This window comes from Lentzea sp. NPDC005914 (genome assembly GCF_040629405.1).
GTDB lineage: Bacteria > Actinomycetota > Actinomycetes > Mycobacteriales > Pseudonocardiaceae > Lentzea.
The window spans coordinates 115,963-131,078 of the sequence record NZ_JBEXVQ010000027.1; the positions used below are offsets into that span (position 1 = coordinate 115,963).

The 15,116-nt window shown below is 67.7% G+C and carries 16 protein-coding genes and 1 tRNA gene; 8 read left to right on the forward strand and 9 right to left on the reverse strand.

Annotation, left to right across the window (positions count from 1 at the left end):
- Positions 1 to 17: 17 nt before the first annotated feature.
- From ABZ345_RS32300 to ABZ345_RS32310, 3 genes are read right to left on the reverse strand one after another with little or no spacing between them, the layout of a single operon-like run.
- Positions 18 to 281 carry a barstar family protein gene (locus ABZ345_RS32300; protein WP_359857057.1) on the reverse strand — a complete coding sequence of 88 codons (264 nt, stop codon included), beginning with the start codon at positions 279 to 281 and terminating at the stop codon, positions 18 to 20.
- Positions 278 to 739, reverse strand: a complete 462-nt coding sequence (locus ABZ345_RS32305; RefSeq protein ID WP_359857060.1) for a ribonuclease domain-containing protein — start codon at positions 737 to 739, stop codon at positions 278 to 280. Before ABZ345_RS32305 ends, ABZ345_RS32300 begins: the two co-directional genes overlap by 4 nt.
- On the reverse strand, positions 736 to 954 hold the full coding sequence (locus ABZ345_RS32310) for a hypothetical protein (protein ID WP_359857062.1): 219 nt from the start codon (positions 952 to 954) through the stop codon (positions 736 to 738). Before ABZ345_RS32310 ends, ABZ345_RS32305 begins: the two co-directional genes overlap by 4 nt.
- 70 nt (positions 955 to 1,024) lie before the next feature.
- Here ABZ345_RS32310 and ABZ345_RS32315 point away from each other — a divergent pair, with 70 nt between their 5' ends.
- Together ABZ345_RS32315 and ABZ345_RS32320 are read left to right on the forward strand one after the other, a co-directional pair.
- On the forward strand, positions 1,025 to 1,993 hold the full coding sequence (locus tag ABZ345_RS32315) for a zinc-binding dehydrogenase (RefSeq protein WP_359857065.1): 969 nt from the start codon (positions 1,025 to 1,027) through the stop codon (positions 1,991 to 1,993).
- A gap of 109 nt (positions 1,994 to 2,102) precedes the next feature.
- A complete protein-coding gene (locus tag ABZ345_RS32320; protein WP_359857067.1) occupies positions 2,103 to 3,521 on the forward strand; it encodes an amino acid permease in 1,419 nt (472 codons plus the stop codon).
- Here ABZ345_RS32320 and ABZ345_RS32325 read toward each other — a convergent pair.
- Genes ABZ345_RS32325 through ABZ345_RS32335 form a run of 3 tightly spaced genes read right to left on the reverse strand, consistent with a single transcriptional unit; the run spans position 3,496 to position 7,602 of the window.
- A complete protein-coding gene (locus ABZ345_RS32325) occupies positions 3,496 to 5,022 on the reverse strand; it encodes a DUF885 domain-containing protein (RefSeq protein ID WP_359857069.1) in 1,527 nt (508 codons plus the stop codon). The two genes, ABZ345_RS32320 and ABZ345_RS32325, sit on opposite strands and share 26 nt — an antisense overlap.
- A complete protein-coding gene (locus ABZ345_RS32330) occupies positions 5,022 to 6,545 on the reverse strand; it encodes a DUF885 domain-containing protein (protein ID WP_359857072.1) in 1,524 nt (507 codons plus the stop codon). The genes ABZ345_RS32325 and ABZ345_RS32330 overlap by 1 nt, the downstream gene beginning before the upstream one ends.
- A gap of 10 nt (positions 6,546 to 6,555) precedes the next feature.
- The gene (locus ABZ345_RS32335; protein ID WP_359857074.1) at positions 6,556 to 7,602 is read right to left on the reverse strand and encodes a nitronate monooxygenase; all 1,047 of its coding nucleotides are present in this window, start codon (positions 7,600 to 7,602) and stop codon (positions 6,556 to 6,558) included.
- 137 nt (positions 7,603 to 7,739) lie between these two features.
- Between ABZ345_RS32335 and ABZ345_RS32340 the strand changes: the two genes are divergently transcribed.
- Positions 7,740 to 8,417, forward strand: coding sequence for a hypothetical protein (locus ABZ345_RS32340; RefSeq protein WP_359857076.1), 678 nt, complete (start codon positions 7,740 to 7,742; stop codon positions 8,415 to 8,417).
- Here the strand turns inward: ABZ345_RS32340 and ABZ345_RS32345 are convergent.
- Positions 8,414 to 9,871, reverse strand: a complete 1,458-nt coding sequence (locus ABZ345_RS32345; RefSeq protein ID WP_359857079.1) for a glycosyl hydrolase family 18 protein — start codon at positions 9,869 to 9,871, stop codon at positions 8,414 to 8,416. The two genes, ABZ345_RS32340 and ABZ345_RS32345, sit on opposite strands and share 4 nt — an antisense overlap.
- 230 nt (positions 9,872 to 10,101) lie before the next feature.
- Here ABZ345_RS32345 and ABZ345_RS32350 point away from each other — a divergent pair, with 230 nt between their 5' ends.
- The 4 genes from ABZ345_RS32350 (at position 10,102) to ABZ345_RS32365 (ending at position 13,603) form a co-directional block, all read left to right on the forward strand.
- Positions 10,102 to 11,151, forward strand: coding sequence for an SGNH/GDSL hydrolase family protein (locus ABZ345_RS32350; protein WP_359857082.1), 1,050 nt, complete (start codon positions 10,102 to 10,104; stop codon positions 11,149 to 11,151).
- A gap of 10 nt (positions 11,152 to 11,161) precedes the next feature.
- Positions 11,162 to 11,593 (forward strand): HD domain-containing protein, encoded by a 432-nt coding sequence (locus ABZ345_RS32355; protein WP_359857085.1) that lies wholly within the window; start codon positions 11,162 to 11,164, stop codon positions 11,591 to 11,593.
- 73 nt (positions 11,594 to 11,666) lie between these two features.
- Positions 11,667 to 11,894: a hypothetical protein gene (locus tag ABZ345_RS32360; protein ID WP_359857087.1), complete on the forward strand. Its 228-nt coding sequence runs from the start codon at positions 11,667 to 11,669 to the stop codon at positions 11,892 to 11,894.
- 125 nt (positions 11,895 to 12,019) lie between these two features.
- The gene (locus ABZ345_RS32365; protein WP_359857089.1) at positions 12,020 to 13,603 is read left to right on the forward strand and encodes a peptide-N4-asparagine amidase; all 1,584 of its coding nucleotides are present in this window, start codon (positions 12,020 to 12,022) and stop codon (positions 13,601 to 13,603) included.
- On the opposite strand, the gene ABZ345_RS32370 is transcribed toward ABZ345_RS32365, so the two are convergent.
- Complete coding sequence (locus tag ABZ345_RS32370; RefSeq protein WP_359857092.1) at positions 13,597 to 14,208, reverse strand: class I SAM-dependent methyltransferase; 612 nt, start codon at positions 14,206 to 14,208, stop codon at positions 13,597 to 13,599. The two genes, ABZ345_RS32365 and ABZ345_RS32370, sit on opposite strands and share 7 nt — an antisense overlap.
- Before the next feature lie 96 nt (positions 14,209 to 14,304).
- Between ABZ345_RS32370 and ABZ345_RS32375 the strand changes: the two genes are divergently transcribed.
- Positions 14,305 to 14,910, forward strand: coding sequence for a dihydrofolate reductase family protein (locus ABZ345_RS32375; protein WP_359857095.1), 606 nt, complete (start codon positions 14,305 to 14,307; stop codon positions 14,908 to 14,910).
- Positions 14,911 to 14,924: 14 nt separating this feature from the next.
- Here ABZ345_RS32375 and ABZ345_RS32380 read toward each other — a convergent pair.
- Positions 14,925 to 14,995: transfer RNA gene (locus tag ABZ345_RS32380), tRNA-Asp, on the reverse strand.
- Positions 14,996 to 15,116: the final 121 nt, after the last annotated feature.

Below are 15,116 nucleotides of genomic sequence, written 5' to 3' on the forward strand. Positions count from 1 at the left end.
GAGAAGCGCAGCCCAAGTCACCGTTCCGTGCGAATCACGCGCAGTTTCCGGTCACCTGATTCAGCGTTCTGCTTCGCAGCGTCACGCAGAACCTGCACAACGGAAGAGTCCAAATCAACCGGGACGACCAACGTGTACTCACCGGCAGGAAGCCACGAGAGATCGGTCAGGCTGTCGTACAACGCGTCGAGGTTCTGCCCGAACCACGACGGAAAGTCGAGCGCGGAGGCAATCGCCGAGATCGCCGCCGACTTTTCCGAAACGAGAATGTGTCGTTTCATTTGCTCACGTCCACGACGACGAACGTCGAATAGTGGTCGCCGGTGTAGAAGACTTCCTTTTCCGAACCGGTGACGAACCGGCGCGGGCCGCGGTCCGGACTACCGGGCGTCGGCACCGTGTACTCCTTGTAGTACCCGGACTTCTGCTGCGGCAGCCGCTTCTCCCGGTTCTCGAACGTCACGCCGTCGTTGCGCGGATACGGGAACGGGCCGTTCGACTCGATCAGCTTCCACGTCTTCACGGCCTCGGCGGGCAGCTTCGACAGCGCCTGCACGTCCAGGCCCGAGACCTTCGCGCCGGGAACCCCGCCCGCCGGGACGGATACCGACGTGCTCGGCGAGCCGCTGCTGCCCGGGCTCGTCCCCGTGCCGGAGACGTTGTCCTTCACGAACCAGCCGACCACGACCAGGGCGATGAGCCCGACCAGTGCGACGGTCAGGCGACGACCAGGGCTCACGCGGCTACCTTCTCCGGTTCGGGCTCGGGCTCGGGAGCCGCGTCGACCAGCGACGCCGGGTTCTTCGCCCGCCAGTCGACGACGCGGTCGATCAGCCGCGCAACGCCCAGGCAGAGCGGCAGGACCACGATCATCACGACGGGGAACTGCACGGCGACGGGCAGCTGCACGAGCCACAACTCGACGCTGTCCCACCACTGCCAAAGCCAGTCCACGAACCCGAGCTTAGTCTCGTGACCGGCGTCACGGCTTTTGGCCAGGCCCCGGGTCGGTATGTTGCGAACCATGTTCGCCGTTTACGCAGCAGAACCCAGTCCTGAGAACCCGCTGGCCTCGCTTCGCGTCGGCGAGCGCCCCGACCCCGAGGTCCCGAACGGGTGGGTGCGCGTCGCGGTCAGGGCGGCCAGCCTCAACATGCACGACCTGTGGACGTTGCGCGGCGTCGGCATCAAGCCCGAGCAGTTCCCGATGATCCTCGGCTGCGACGGCGCCGGCACCCTCGACGACGGCACCGAGGTGGTGCTGCACTCCGTCATCGGCGACCCGAACTGGTCAGGTGAGGAGACGCTCGACCCGAAGCGCACGCTGCTCACCGAGAAGCACCAGGGCAGCTTCGCCGACTACGTCGCGGTCCCGGCCCGCAACGCACTTCCCAAGCCCGCCGACCTGTCGTTCGCCGAGGCCGCCTGCATGGGCACGGCGTGGCTCACGGCGTACCGGATGCTGTTCGTGAAGTCCGGTCTGCGTCCCGGCCAGACGATGCTCGTGCAGGGCGCATCGGGCGGTGTCTCGACCGCGCTCATCCAACTGGGCCGCGCCGCCGGTTTCCGCGTCTGGGTCACCGGCCGCACGGAGGAGAAGCGCGCCCTGGCCACATCGTTGGGCGCCCACGACGTGTTCGAGTCCGGCGCCAGGCTTCCCGAACGGGTCGACGCGGTGTTCGAGACCGTCGGCAAGGCCACCTGGTCGCACTCGATGAAGGCGCTCAAGCCCGGCGGCATCGTCGTGATCTCCGGCGCGACGTCCGGTGACGCGTCGGCGGCCGAGTTGCAGCGGCTGTTCTTCCTGCAGTTGCGCGTGGTCGGCTCGACCATGGGCACCCGTGAGGAGCTGGGCGACCTGCTGAAGTTCTGCTCGCTCAACGGCATCAAGCCGGAGATCGGGGCCGAGCTGAAGTTCGAGGACGCCGAGCAGGGCCTCAGGGCGATGCTCGACGGAGAGACCGCGGGCAAGATCGTCTTCACCCGCTCGTAAACAGCCCGATCGGCCAAAAATCGGCTCCCTGATTGGTGGGTCCGGCCAAAGCGCGTCACATTTGACACGCATAGGTTCAGCCGGACCCACCATCAAGGGAGCTGACGGCATGACGACCCAGGGCGTCTTCAGGCGCAAGCCCATCGACCAGATCGCCGAGGACAAGGGCGACGGGCTCACCAGAACGCTGGGCCTGTGGCAGCTGACCGCGATCGGCATCGGCGGCATCATCGGCGCGGGCATCTTCTCGCTCGCCGGCGCCGTCGCGAACAAGACGGCCGGCCCGGCCGTGCTGATCTCGTTCCTCATCGCGGGTATCGCGAGCGCGGCGGCGGCGTTCTCGTACGCGGAGTTCGCGGGCCTGATCCCCAAGGCGGGCAGCGCCTACACCTACGGCTACGCGGTGCTGGGTGAGATCGTCGGCTGGTTCATCGGCTGGGACCTGCTGCTCGAGTACACGGCGATCGTGGCGGTGGTCGCGATCGGCATCTCGGGCTACTTCACCGAACTGCTCAGCCTCCTCAACATCCATCTCCCCCAATGGATGCTGGGCGCGCCAGGCACGGAAACCCAAGGCGTCGAACCAGGCAGCTACAAGGTGAACCTGTTCGCGGTGATCCTGTGCCTGCTGATCGCGTACGTGCTGAACCTCGGCATGAAGAACGCGGCCCGGTTCGAGACCACGCTGGTGTACCTGAAGATCGCTGTCGTGCTGCTGGTCATCGCCGTCGGCGTCTTCCACATCAACACCGACAACTACAACCCGTTCTTCCCGTTCGGCCTGAGTGGCGCTTTCACCGGTGCCGCAACGGTCTTCTTCGCGGTGTTCGGCTACGACGCGATGAGCACGGCGGCCGAGGAGTCGAAGGACTCCCAGAAGCACATGCCCAAGGCGATCATCTACTCACTCGCGGTCTCGATGGTCCTGTACGTGCTGGCCTGCCTCGTGCTCACCGGCATGGTCAACTACAAGGACATCGACGCCGAGAGCGCGTTCGCCACGGCGTTCGCGGACATCGGCTACAACTGGCTGGGCATCATCATCAGCGTCGGCGCGATCCTCGGCATCACGACGGTGCTCTTCACGTTCCTCCTGGGCGCCGCCCGCGTCGGTTACTCGATGAGCCGCGACGGCCTGCTGCCCCCGTGGTTCGCGAAGACGCACCCGGTGAAGCACGTGCCGTCGCGCATCACGTGGGTGCTGGGCATCGCCTCCGCGGTCATCGCCGGGTTCCTGCCGATCGCCGAAGCCGCCGAACTCACCAACATCGGCATCCTGCTGGCGTTCGTCGTCGTCTGCGTCGCCGTGATCGTGTTGCGCTACAAGCAGCCCGACCTGCCGCGCACGTTCAGGACGCCGGGCATGCCGGTGGTGCCGATCATCGGCGTGATCTTCTCGATCTGGCTGATCACGTTCCTCAACCCGGAGACCTGGCTGCGGTTCGCGATCTGGTTCGTGATCGGCATGGCCATCTACTTCGGTTACTCGAAGCGCAACTCCGTCATGGAGAAGCAGTCCAAGCGGTGACCTGCTGATCGAGCACGGGCAGCGGCACCGGTCCGAGCCCGATCACGAGGTCGTGGAACGCCCGGACGTCGAAGCGGTCGCCCAGCCGGGCGGCCGCTTCGGCACGGACGCGCTGGATCTCCAACCGGCCCACCATGTACGCCAGCGCCTGGCCGGGCACCTCGATGTACCGGTCGATCTCCGACTGGATCTCGGGCTCGGGCATCGCGGTGTTCTCGCGCAGGTAGTCGACGGCCTGCTGCCGGGACCACCCGTACGCGTGCAGCCCGGTGTCGACCACGAGCCGCCCGGCCCTCATACCGTCGAGGCCGAGCATCCCGAGGCGTTGCTCGTCCGACGAGTAGAGCCCCATCTCGTCCGCGAGCCGCTCGGTGTAGAGGCCCCAGCCCTCCAGGTACGCCTCGATGAACGCGAACCGGCGGAGGTTCGGCTGCTCGGTCTCGGAGGCGATCGAGAGCTGGTAGTGGTGGCCCGGCACGGCCTCGTGGAACGCCGTCACCTCGGACAGCGTGCGGCTGCGTTCGGTGGCGCCCAACGGGTTCAGCCAGTACGTGCCGAGGCGCGACCTGTCCAGCGGTGCCGGTTGGTAGAACGCGATCGCCGCCGTCTCGCGCTCCGCCTCACCCACCAAACGGACCTCGCAGCCGATCGACGGCATGCGCCCGAACCACTTCGGTGCTTCGGCCTCGGCCCGTGCGATCGCCTCAGCGGCGTGCGTGACCATCTCTTCTTCGTTGTCCCACAACAACTCTGTGCGCAACCGCCGGAAGATCTCCGTCACGTCGGACGTGCCCCACACCCGTGAGCCGATCTCCGCGTACTCCTCGCGCAACGACGCGATCAGGTCCAGACCGAGGCGGTGCAGCGCCGCCGGCGTGTACGAGGTCGTCGTGTAGTTGCGGACGAGGTTGGTGTAGTTCTGCTCTCCCTCGGGCAGCCAGCAGATGCCCGGCTTGTCGTCGGGACGGCCTTCCACCGACGTCAGCACATCGCGGTACCCGGCGACGGCCGCGCGGATCCGCGGTGAGGCCGGGCCTTCCCACTCCTGCTCCGGCGACGCGAGGAAGCTCTGCATCCGCGTCACACCCGTCCTCAGGTGCCGCGCCAACGGCCGCCGGTCCGAGTCCCGCAGCCGTGCGGTCGCCTGCTCGACGTACCGCGCGATCTTGTCCTGCCGCTGCGACACGTCCACCCTCGCCGCGATCATGAGCAACGCGGTGACCGGAGCGCTCATGCCGGTCGCGACCGTGTGCTCGACCAGCCTGGCGTCGATGCGGGCCACGATCGTCTCGCCCTGGTGCCGCAGCACGGCGAGCGTGACGGGATCCAGGTCGCTCGTCGAGGCGCGCTCCAGGATGCCGGTGATCCGCGCTCGCAACGCGGCCTCGCCGTCGGTGCTCAGGTCCGTGAGCTTGTCGTCCCACCCGGCCATGCCGTACATCGAGGCCAGGAACGGCGAGAAGTCCATGGCCGCTTCGAACATCTCCTGATCGAGTGACATCAGGGCCTCCCCGCCCAGTCGGTGACCAGGTCGTTCAAGGTCGAGAGCGGCACCACGCCGTTCTCCAGCACGAGGTCGTGGAACTGCCGGACGTCGAACCGCGTGCCCATCTTGGTCTCGGCCTCGGACCGCAACCGCTGGATCTCCAGGCGCCCCACCATGTACGCCAGCGCCTGCCCCGGCGTCTCGATGTACCGGTCGACCTCGGAGTCGATCTCCGAGGCGTCCATCACGGTGTTCTCGCGGAGGTAGTCGACGGCCTGCCGCCGCGACCACCCGAGCGCGTGCAGGCCGGTGTCGACCACGAGGCGTCCGGCGCGCATCGCGTCGAGCCCGAGCATGCCCAGCCGTGCCTCGTCCGACGAGTACAGGCCCATCTCGCCGGCCAGCCGCTCGGTGTAGAGACCCCAGCCCTCGATGTAGGAGTCGATGAACGCGAACTTGCGCAGGTTCGACAGCGACGTCTCGGCGGCGATCGAGAGCTGGAAGTGGTGGCCGGGAATGGCCTCGTGGAAGGCCGTCACCTCGGACACCGTGCGGCTGCGATCGGTGGCGTTGAACGGGTTCACGAAGTAGATGCCGGGACGGGACCCGTCGAGAGCGGCGTCCACGTAGTACGCGAACGCGGCGCTCTGGCGGTCCATCTCGGGCACGAACCGGACCTCGCAGCGTGCTTTCGGCAGCCGGCCGAACCAGTTCGGCGCCTCCGCCTCGGCCCGCGCGACGGCCGCCACCGCGCTGGTGAGCATGTCGTCCTCGTTGGCCCACAACAGGTCCGTGCGCAGCCTCCGGAAGATCTCCGGCACGTCGGCCGTCCCCCACACCCGCGAGCCGATCTCGGCGTACTCCTCGTGCAGACCGGCGATCAGGTCGAGTCCGAGATGGTGCAGTTCGGCAGGGGTGTAGGACGCGGTCGTGTAGTCGCGGACGAGCTTGCGGTAGTTCTCCTCGCCGTCGGGCAACCAGCAAAGACCGGCGTGCTCGTCGTCGCGTCCCTCGATGGACAGCAGGAACTCGCGGTACTGCGCGAACGCCGGTCGCAGGTCCGCGTCGCCCTCCCACTCCTGCTTCGACGATGCGAGAAAGCGCTCGACGTGGGCCGCGCCGCCCTGGACGTGCCGGCGCAACGGCCTGCGGTCGGTGTCGCGCAGCCGTTGCACCGCCTGGTCGAGGAAGTGCGGTACGAGGTGCAGCCGCCGGGAGAAGTCGACCTGCGACGCCATCCTGAGCAAAGCCGCGACCGGGGCGTTCAACCCGCGGGACACGGAGTGCTCGACCAGCCGGGCGTCGATCAGGTTGATGATCGAGGTGGCCTGGTGCCGGATCACGTCCTTGGCGACCTGGTCCTCGTCGCTGTCGTCGACGCGGCTCAGGATGTCCGCGAGCCGGGCGCGCAGAGCTGCCTGGCCGTCGACGCTGAGGTCTTCGAGCCGGTCGTCCCAGCCGGGCACGGCGACGACGGTGGCGAACGTCGGCGACCAGTCCATCATCGCCGCGAACGTCTCTTCGGAGAGCGAGGTCACGCTCTCCTTCTTAGCCGCGCTTGAAGCGCTCCGCCAAGGAATTGACCACATCCGTGAGCTCGTCGTGGAGCCTTCGCACGATGTCGGCGGCCGGTTCCGCGGTCGCCAGCGGGTACGTGGTGCCCGCCCAGAGCGACATGACCTCCAGCTCACCGGTCGCGCGCACCGGCTTGGTGAGGTGGTGCACGTTCGGGTACGCGGCGGGCGCGTGCGGGCTGTTCTCGATCAGGAACCGGTTGACCAGCCCTCGCGCCGGCCGTCCGGTGAACGCCCGCGTCAGCGCGGTCCGGCGGGCCCCTTCCGCGAGTGCTTCCCGGTGCGCCACACCGGTTCCGGCCTCCGGGCAGCCGAGGAACGCGGTGCCGAGCTGCGCCGCGACCGCCCCCGCCGCCAGCACCGCGGCGACGTCGGCCCCGTTCATCAGCCCGCCGGTCGCGATCACCGGCAGGTCGACGGCGTTGCGCACGAGCGTCAACGCGGCCAGCGTCCCGTACAGCTCGCCACCACCGGGCGAGATGCCGTCGTCGGTGAACGTGCCGCGGTGGGCGCCGGCGTCCGCGCCCTGCACGCACAGGACGTCCGCGCCGATCTGCTGCGCCTGCCGGGCCTCGCTCGGTGTGGTGACCGTCACGACGATCGTCGTCCCGGTCGCCTTGAGCCGCTGCACGTCGTCGGCGTCGGGCAGCCCGAACGTGAACGACACCACCGGCACCCGCAGCGCCAGCACCAGTTCGAGTTTGGCGCCGTAGTTGTCGTCGTCCCAGCGCGGGTCGCCGGGCACCGCGCCGACCTTCTGTGCGCAGGCCTTGACCCGGTCCACGTAGGACGAGATGTCGGCGGTCGGCCGCGTGCCGGGCACGAACAGGTTGACCCCGAACGGCTTGCTGGTGAGCTGGCTCGTCTGGGTGATCTTCTCCGCGAGCTGCTCGACGGTGATGTAGCCGGCCGCCAGGAACCCGAACCCACCTGCGTCGCTCACCGCGGCGACCAGCTCGGGGGTGGAGGCGCCACCTGCCATGGGCGCGGCGATCACGGGCACGGCCAGCGTGTGGAACATGAGCACAACCTAGTTGGACCGGGCGGTGGATGCCCGGTGAAGCGCCTGTGTCCTTGATGACGCAACGGCATTTGGGCGAACTCTGCCTGAACTGTGTCGTTCACTTTCCGTCCACGCTGGTAGGGCAAGGTGTCGGGGTGATGCGGCGCGTGTACGTCGTGGTCCTCGACGGACTGCGACCCGAAGACGTCAGCGAGGCGCTGACCCCCACCCTCCTGGCCCTGCTCGGCGAAGGAACCTGCCTGGCACCCTCGGCGGTGCCCGACCTCGTGACGTCGGTGCGGGAACTGGGTTTCCACACGGTCCTGCCGGATCCCGACCACCCGGCCGACGCGTTCACGTCGCACGCCCTGCACACCGTGATCGACGAAACCGATCCCGACCTGGTGTTCGTGAGGTTCGGCGACGGCGACCCACCGCTGGGAATCGTCCGCTCGTTGGCCGTGCGCACCGCGGACGAGCAGGTCGGCAAGCTGGTCCGCCACCTCAAGGCGACCGGGCGCTGGGAACGGTCGGTGCTGGTGGTCGTCGCCGGCGGATGCGCCGCGGTGTCCTTGCAACGCCACATCGACGCGGACTCGTTGCTGAGGGGCAAAGTCCTGGTCGCGAGTGGTGAGCTTCGCTGGACCGGGCCGGCGTCCGATCGGGCGGTGGCGTTGAGGCATCTGGAGTCCGTGGTCAGCAGGGTGCCCGGGCCGGCGGCACCGGTTCCGCTGCTCGCCGCCGGCGGAGGTCTGTCCACTGTGGATGCCGCACCGGCGGTGGGGAGGCTGTTGGGCCTCCCCGAGCCGCCGGCCGGTCAGGCCATCATCTAGGGCAGGGAGTCCAGGTGAGGGGCGACCGTGTTGGCGAACTGCCAGTTGTTCGACGCGTCCCAGTTGATCGACCACGTCATGGCGCCGCGGATGGACGGCCAGGTCGTGCTGGGCTTGAACGTCCCGCAGTTGGTGCCGCGGGCGAGGCAGCTGAGCGCGTTGTTGACGTTGGAAGGCGACTGGTAACCGCCACCCGCGCCCGAGGGTGACGCCGGCAGGCCGAGGCCGACCTGGTCGGCCCGCAGACCGGACTGCAGCTGGATGCACGCGAGCGCGGTCAGGAAGTTGACCGTGCCCTGGCTGTAGACCTGCTGGTCGCAGCCGAGCATCGAGCCGGAGTTGTAGTACTGCATGTTGACGATGGTCAGGATGTCCTTGATCCCCAGCGCCAGCTTGAAGTACTCCGCGCCCGTGTTCTGCATGTCGATCGTCTGCGGCGCCATCGTGATCACGTTGCCGCCACCGGCGTAGATGCTGCGCAGTGCCTGGCCCATGTAGGTGGCGTTGACGCCGTTCTCGAGGTCGATGTCGACGCCGTTGAAGCCGTAGTTCGTGATCAGCGACTTGATGCTGTTCGCGAAGTTGTTGGCCGAGTTGGAGTCGCTGACGCTGATGGTGCCGTTCTGGCCACCGACGCTGATGATCACCTTCTGGCCGCGGTTCTGCAGGGTCCTGACGTCGGCCTTGAACTGCGCGTCGGTGTAGCCGCCGAGCTGGCTGCTCAGCCCCGAGTCGAGGTTGAACGCGACCTGACCCGGCGTGCCCGTCGCGTCGGCGAACGAGACCGCGATGATGTCGTAGGTGGTGGGGACGTCAGCCAGCTTGAGTGCGCGCGCACCGTTGTAGAAGTTCTGCCAGTAGCCCGTCAGGACGTGCTTGGGCAGACCGGTGTTCGGCGGGTTGCCGGTCGTGGTGGTGGTCGTGGTCGTCGTAGTAGTGGACGTGGTCGTAGTGGTGGTCGGCGGCGTGCCGGGGCCGTCGAGGTTGAAGTCGTCGGCGAAGTAGGCGGGCTGGCCGTACCAGCCGTGCACGTAGATCGTGACGCTGGTGGCGCTGCCGCTGGTGAAGTCGACGGTGAGCTGCTGGAAACCGTTCGTGCCCGGCGTCCAGGTCTGCTTCTCGACGCCGCCGGTGACACCGAGGTAGACGTAGCTGCCCTGCACCCACGCGCTGAGCTTGTAGGCCGTGTTCGGTTGCACCGTCACGGTTTGCTTGCACTGCGCGTTGCTCTGCCCGACCGGCGCGCCCTGGAGCGCGTAGCTGCCGGTGCGCTTGGTGCTCGTGGTCGCGCTGGTGCCCTCGGTGCAGGTCCAGCCGCTGAGATTCCCGGCTTCGAAGCCGCTGTTGGCCGCGAGGTTCGCGGCGACGGCGCTGCCGTTGATCACCAATACCAGACCGGCACAGGCGAACAGCGCGGACAGCAGGGCTATAGCTGCTCGTCTGGTCTTGGACATGGTCCACCTCCACACATCATGCGGCGGCCATGTTGTGAGTTGCCTAAAAATGGACTAGACCACTGCCTCCGGTCAAGCATTGCGCTGGTCATCGGATGTATTTACTGTGTGCGTGCCGCCGCTTGTCGTTGAGGAGTGGCATGCGCGTATTAGCTGTTCTGGCTCTGCTACTGGGATTTGCGACACCGGTCTCAGCTTCTCCTGGCTGGGTGGCGGCCTGGGGATCCGCGATGCAGACACCCGTGACATCGGATGTCAGCGGCACCTCTTATACGGTCCGAAACATCGTCCGGCTGACCGTGGGCGGTTCCACCGTCCGGGTGCGACTGTCGAACGTCTTCAGCTCCGGCGACCTGACCGTGGGCAAGGTGTCGGTGGCCCCTCCCGGAACCGGTGCCGCGCTGCAGGACAAGCCGCGCCGGGTGACTTTCCGCGGCCGCGAGTCCGTCGTCGTGCCGCGTGGCGGAGAGGTGCTGTCCGACCCGGTGGCGTTGAAGACGCTCGCCGATTCCTCGGTGGCCGTGACGATCTGGGCTTCCGCCGCACCGGCCGTGGCGACCTATCACCGCAGCGCCTTGTCCTCCAACTACGTGGCCGCCGGCGACCACGCCCGTGACGTAGCGGGCACGGCGTTCACGCAGAAGGTGTCGTCCTGGTACTACCTGTCCGAGGTGGCAGTGACGTCCTCGGTCCGCGGATCCGTGGTGGCGCTGGGTGACTCGATCACGGACGGCTCCGGTTCCACGGGCGGCGCCAACCGCCGGTGGACCGACGTGCTGGCCTTGCGCACTTCTCTCGGCGTGGTCAACTCCGGCATCTCCGGCAACCAGCTTCTCCACGACGGCACGTACGGCGTCTCCGGCATCTCGCGAACGCCGCGGGACGTGCTGGAGCGGTCCGGCGCGCGGACGTTGATCGTGCTGGAGGGCATCAACGACATCAAGGCCAAGCCCGACGCCACGTTCGAGGAACTGCGCGACGGATACAAGAAAGTCATCTCTCTCGCGCACTCGAAGCATGTGCGTGTGTTGGGCGCGACCATCACGCCGATGGGCGGCTACGCGAACTACACCGACGCGCGCGAGGCCGTGCGTTCCGCAGTGAACAAGTGGATTCGCGAGTCGGGCGCGTTCGACGGCGTGGTCGACTTCGACGCTGCCGTGCGGGATCCGCTGAAGCCGACCTACCTGCGCGAGGAGTTCGCCAAGTCGGACCACCTGCACCTGACTGACGCCGGCTATCAGGCCATGGGCCAGGCGGTGGACCTCTCGCTGCTTTAGCTTGGTGCGCGTGTTCACCCTTTCTGACGCCATCGCCCTCGCCACCTCCGCCCACGACGGCCAGGTCGACAAGTCCGGCCGTCCGTACATCGGGCATCCGCTGCGAGTGATGGCATCGGTAGAGGGTGAACACGCGCAGATGGCCGCCGTTCTGCACGACGTCATCGAGGACACCTCGGTGACCGCTTCCGACCTCACGGCTCGTGGATGCCCTCCTGCTGTGGTCGACGCCGTCGTGGCGTTGTCGCATCTTCCGGAGGAGCCGCAGGACGTCTATCTGCGCCGCGTCGCCGCGAACTCGTTGGCACTCACCGTGAAGCGCGCAGACATCGCCGACAACCTCTCCCCCGCTCGCATGGCCCGGCTGGACGCCGCCCTGCAGGAGCGTCTGCAGACCAAGTACGCGACCGCGCTGAGGTTGCTCGCCGAGTTCGTGAGTTAACTAACTTCTTCATCGGTACAGGTCGTCTGAACAGGGTGTATTATCGAACCGTAACCAAGATTGGAAGGACAAGATGACCCGCCACGACCTGTCCGTGAAGTCCCTGCGCTCGAGCCTGGCTTCGCGCCGCAACGCTCGTCTTCAGCGTCAGAGCCTGGAGCGGCAGTTGGCCAGCTACACCACCGAGAGCGACCGAATCGAGCTGGACGCCATCCTCTCCCGCCACAGCGCCGAGGAGACGAGCGAGCTCCGTTCGATCATCAACCGCCAGGCGATGGACCGCCTCCTGCGTTCCGCCTGACCGGTTCCCGTGTGGGCCACCCCGGCAACGATGCCGAGGGTGGCCTTTTGCGTTTCCGGGCCCCGGCAACCGTGAACGGCCGTCCGCGGGTGCCCCTCGCCGCGTGACGGCGCTAACGTCCGGCCATGCGTCGAATCCTCGCCACGGCGTTGGCCGTGCTCGCCCTGGTGTCGGTGCCCGTGGCGAAGGCCGACCGGGTGGTCACCGACTACCAGGACCCGCTGCAGGCGATCCCCGCGGTGAGCCGGCCGCCGACGAAGTCCTGCGCGGTCACGGCGATGCGGCACACGTTCGCGAACTCGTACGGGCAGCCGTTCGTGGGCACGCTCGCGCCGCCACCGGAGTGCGCCGGGCCGTGGTCGAAGGTCGTGCTGGACTGGACGGGACACAGCAAGGGGCGTCAGTTCGACCGGCTCGCCGGGTTGTGGATCGGCGGCGCGGAGGTGTTGCGGACGTCGACGCCGGAACCGGACCCGTCGGGCATCGTGTGGCACTTCGACCGGGACATCACGGCTTTCGCGCCGCTGCTGACCAAGGCGCAGCCGTTCGTGGTGGATCTCGGCAACGTCGTCAACGACACCTACACCGGGCCGTTCGACATCGAGGTGACGGTCACCTACTACCAAGCTTCCCCTCGCTATCCGGCGCCTCGGCAACCTGACGTGGTGCTGCCGCTGTCCGCTGACCCCTCGTTGCCCGGCTGGCAGTTCCTCAAGGACGGCAAGAACTTCACGAAGCAGCTCACCGTTCCGCCGAACACCGCGAAGCTGACCGCCGAGATCTACGCGCGGGGCGGCGGCTGCGAGGAGTTCTGGTGGTCGAACGTGCCGAGCGACCTCGCCGCCCGCTTCCCGGACGCCGGACTGTGCGGCGGCGGAACGTATCGCGAGGTCGAGGTGCGCGTCGACGGGCGGCCCGCCGGCGTGGTCGCCCCGTACTCGGTGATCTACACCGGTGGCGTGGCGCCGATGCTGTGGCGACCGATCTCGGCCATCGACGCGATCGACACGCTGCCGTACACGATCGACCTCAGCCCGTTCATCGGAACGCTGACCGACGGCAAGGCGCACACGATCGACCTGGTGCCGCCGCGCGGGATCGTCGACGACTGGACGTTGGGCGGAAACCTCTTCGCCACCACGGATCCCGGGGTTCGGCGGGTGACCGGCACCTTGGCTTCCGCGGATGTACCCGCGGCCGAGGTCAGGACTTCCACGACCGGCACGGACCTGGACGTGACGATCAAGACGCAGGTGCGGCGGGCGTGGCGGACCAGCGGCGTGATCAGGACGTCTCACGGCACGCAGCAGGTCTTCTCCCAGGGCGCTTGGACGTTCTCCAACACGACCTCGCTCGCGGAGAAGGCGACCAAGCAGAAGACCGACCAGAAGGTGACCGGCGCGTACTCGTCAGCGGGCAGGCTCGACGGGTTCGACTTCCCGCTCAACGTGGACGTCACCCAGAACATCGTGAACGACAACAACTACCGCATCGACGCGAAGGTCCACATGGGACGTCGCCTTTGGACGGTCGGCGACGGTGCTCGGTTCTCCGACGACACCCTCGACACGCAGGGCGGTTTCGGGCGGACGAACGGCGTGCTCTCCTACGCCGACGGGTCCTCCGGCGAACGCTGGCGCGGCACGGTGGACGGCCGCTTCCACCAGCGCACGCTGAAGACCGAGCACGGGTACGTGGTTCCTCAGTAGAGACGCTTGATGGTCAGCACGTTGTCCTTGCGCGACTCCTGCTGACCATCCGGCCCGACGAGGGGCCGCTCGACCACCTCATCGGTGATGACGATCCAGTTGTCCGCCAGCTTGAGGTGGTCGAGCACGTCCTTGGTGGTCGGGAAGTAGTGGTCCTGGTGCGGCGACCACGACGGCGCCGCCGCGTGCCCGCCGATGATCAGGTGCCCGCCCGGCGCCACGGCTTGTGCAGCCTTCTTGAGGATGCTGTTGCGCTCCCCGTCCTCCTCCACCGGCGAGTGCAGAAACTGCGCGCTGACCAGGTCGTACAGCCCCTCGGGAAACGTCTCCTTGAGGTCGTGCCGCTCCACCGCGAACTCGACCCCCTCGTCGAACGCGTGCTTCACCGCCCGGTCCAGCGCCACCTGCGACACGTCCACACCCAGCACCCGCCAGCCTCTTTTCGCCAGCCACACGGCGTCGCCGCCCTCGGCGCACCCGATGTCGAGCGCGCTGCCGGGCGTGAGCCGCTCGGCTTCCCGGACCAGCAACGGGTTCGGCTTGCCGGACCACACCTGGTCCCGCTCCGAGTAGAAGGTCTCCCAGAACTCCTGCGCAGTCGTCATGCCGTCAACGATGCGCGCGCCCGTGCTGTACTGGCAACTCTCGTTGCCGAACTAGCAACGCTGGACGTCCCACTGCGACTGGGCCAGGCTGAGCCCATGAGCAAGGTGACCTGCGACCTGACGATCTCCCTCGACGGCTTCTCCGCCGGGCACAACCAGAGCGAGGACCGCCCGTTCGGCGACGACGGCGGCGACGGCTGGGGCAGCAAGCTCCACGCCTGGATGGAAGACCCCGCGGAAATGAAGCTGCAGCTGGACAAGCTGGCCGAGACCAAGGCGTTCATCATGGGCCGCAACATGTTCGGGCCGGTCCGCGGCGACTGGGACCGCGCGTGGAACGGCTGGTGGGGCGACAACCCTCCGTACCACGCTCCGGTCTTCGTGCTCACGCATCACCCGCGCGACCCGCAGCCGATGGACGGCGGCACCACGTTCCACTTCGTCACCGACGGCATCGACGCGGCGTTCAAGCTCGCGCGCGAGGCGGCCGGCGACGGCAACATCTCGATCCACGGCGGCGCGACCACCATCAACCAGTACCTCGCGATGGGCGTGATCGACGAACTGCGGCTGCGCATCGTGCCGATCACGCTCGGCGCCGGCACGCGGTTGTTCGACGGCGTGCCACCGCTCAGCCTGGAACAGGTGGAGACGCGGGCAGGCAACGGTTTCACGCACGTCACCTACCGCGTCGGCAAATAGTCGGGCAATTGCGCTCACGACGGGACTCGAACCCGCGAATCGCCGCATCGACAATGCGGTGCCCTAAAGGTTGTCCCGTAACGCTGTCTCGGCGTGATCGATGATCTTGGCGTGGATCAGGTGATCAGTGCGGAGCGGCCGGAGTGGGTGCCGGTGTTCACGGGCTTGCCGGTGCCGGTGTTTCGCCGGCTCGTGCGGATCGTGGC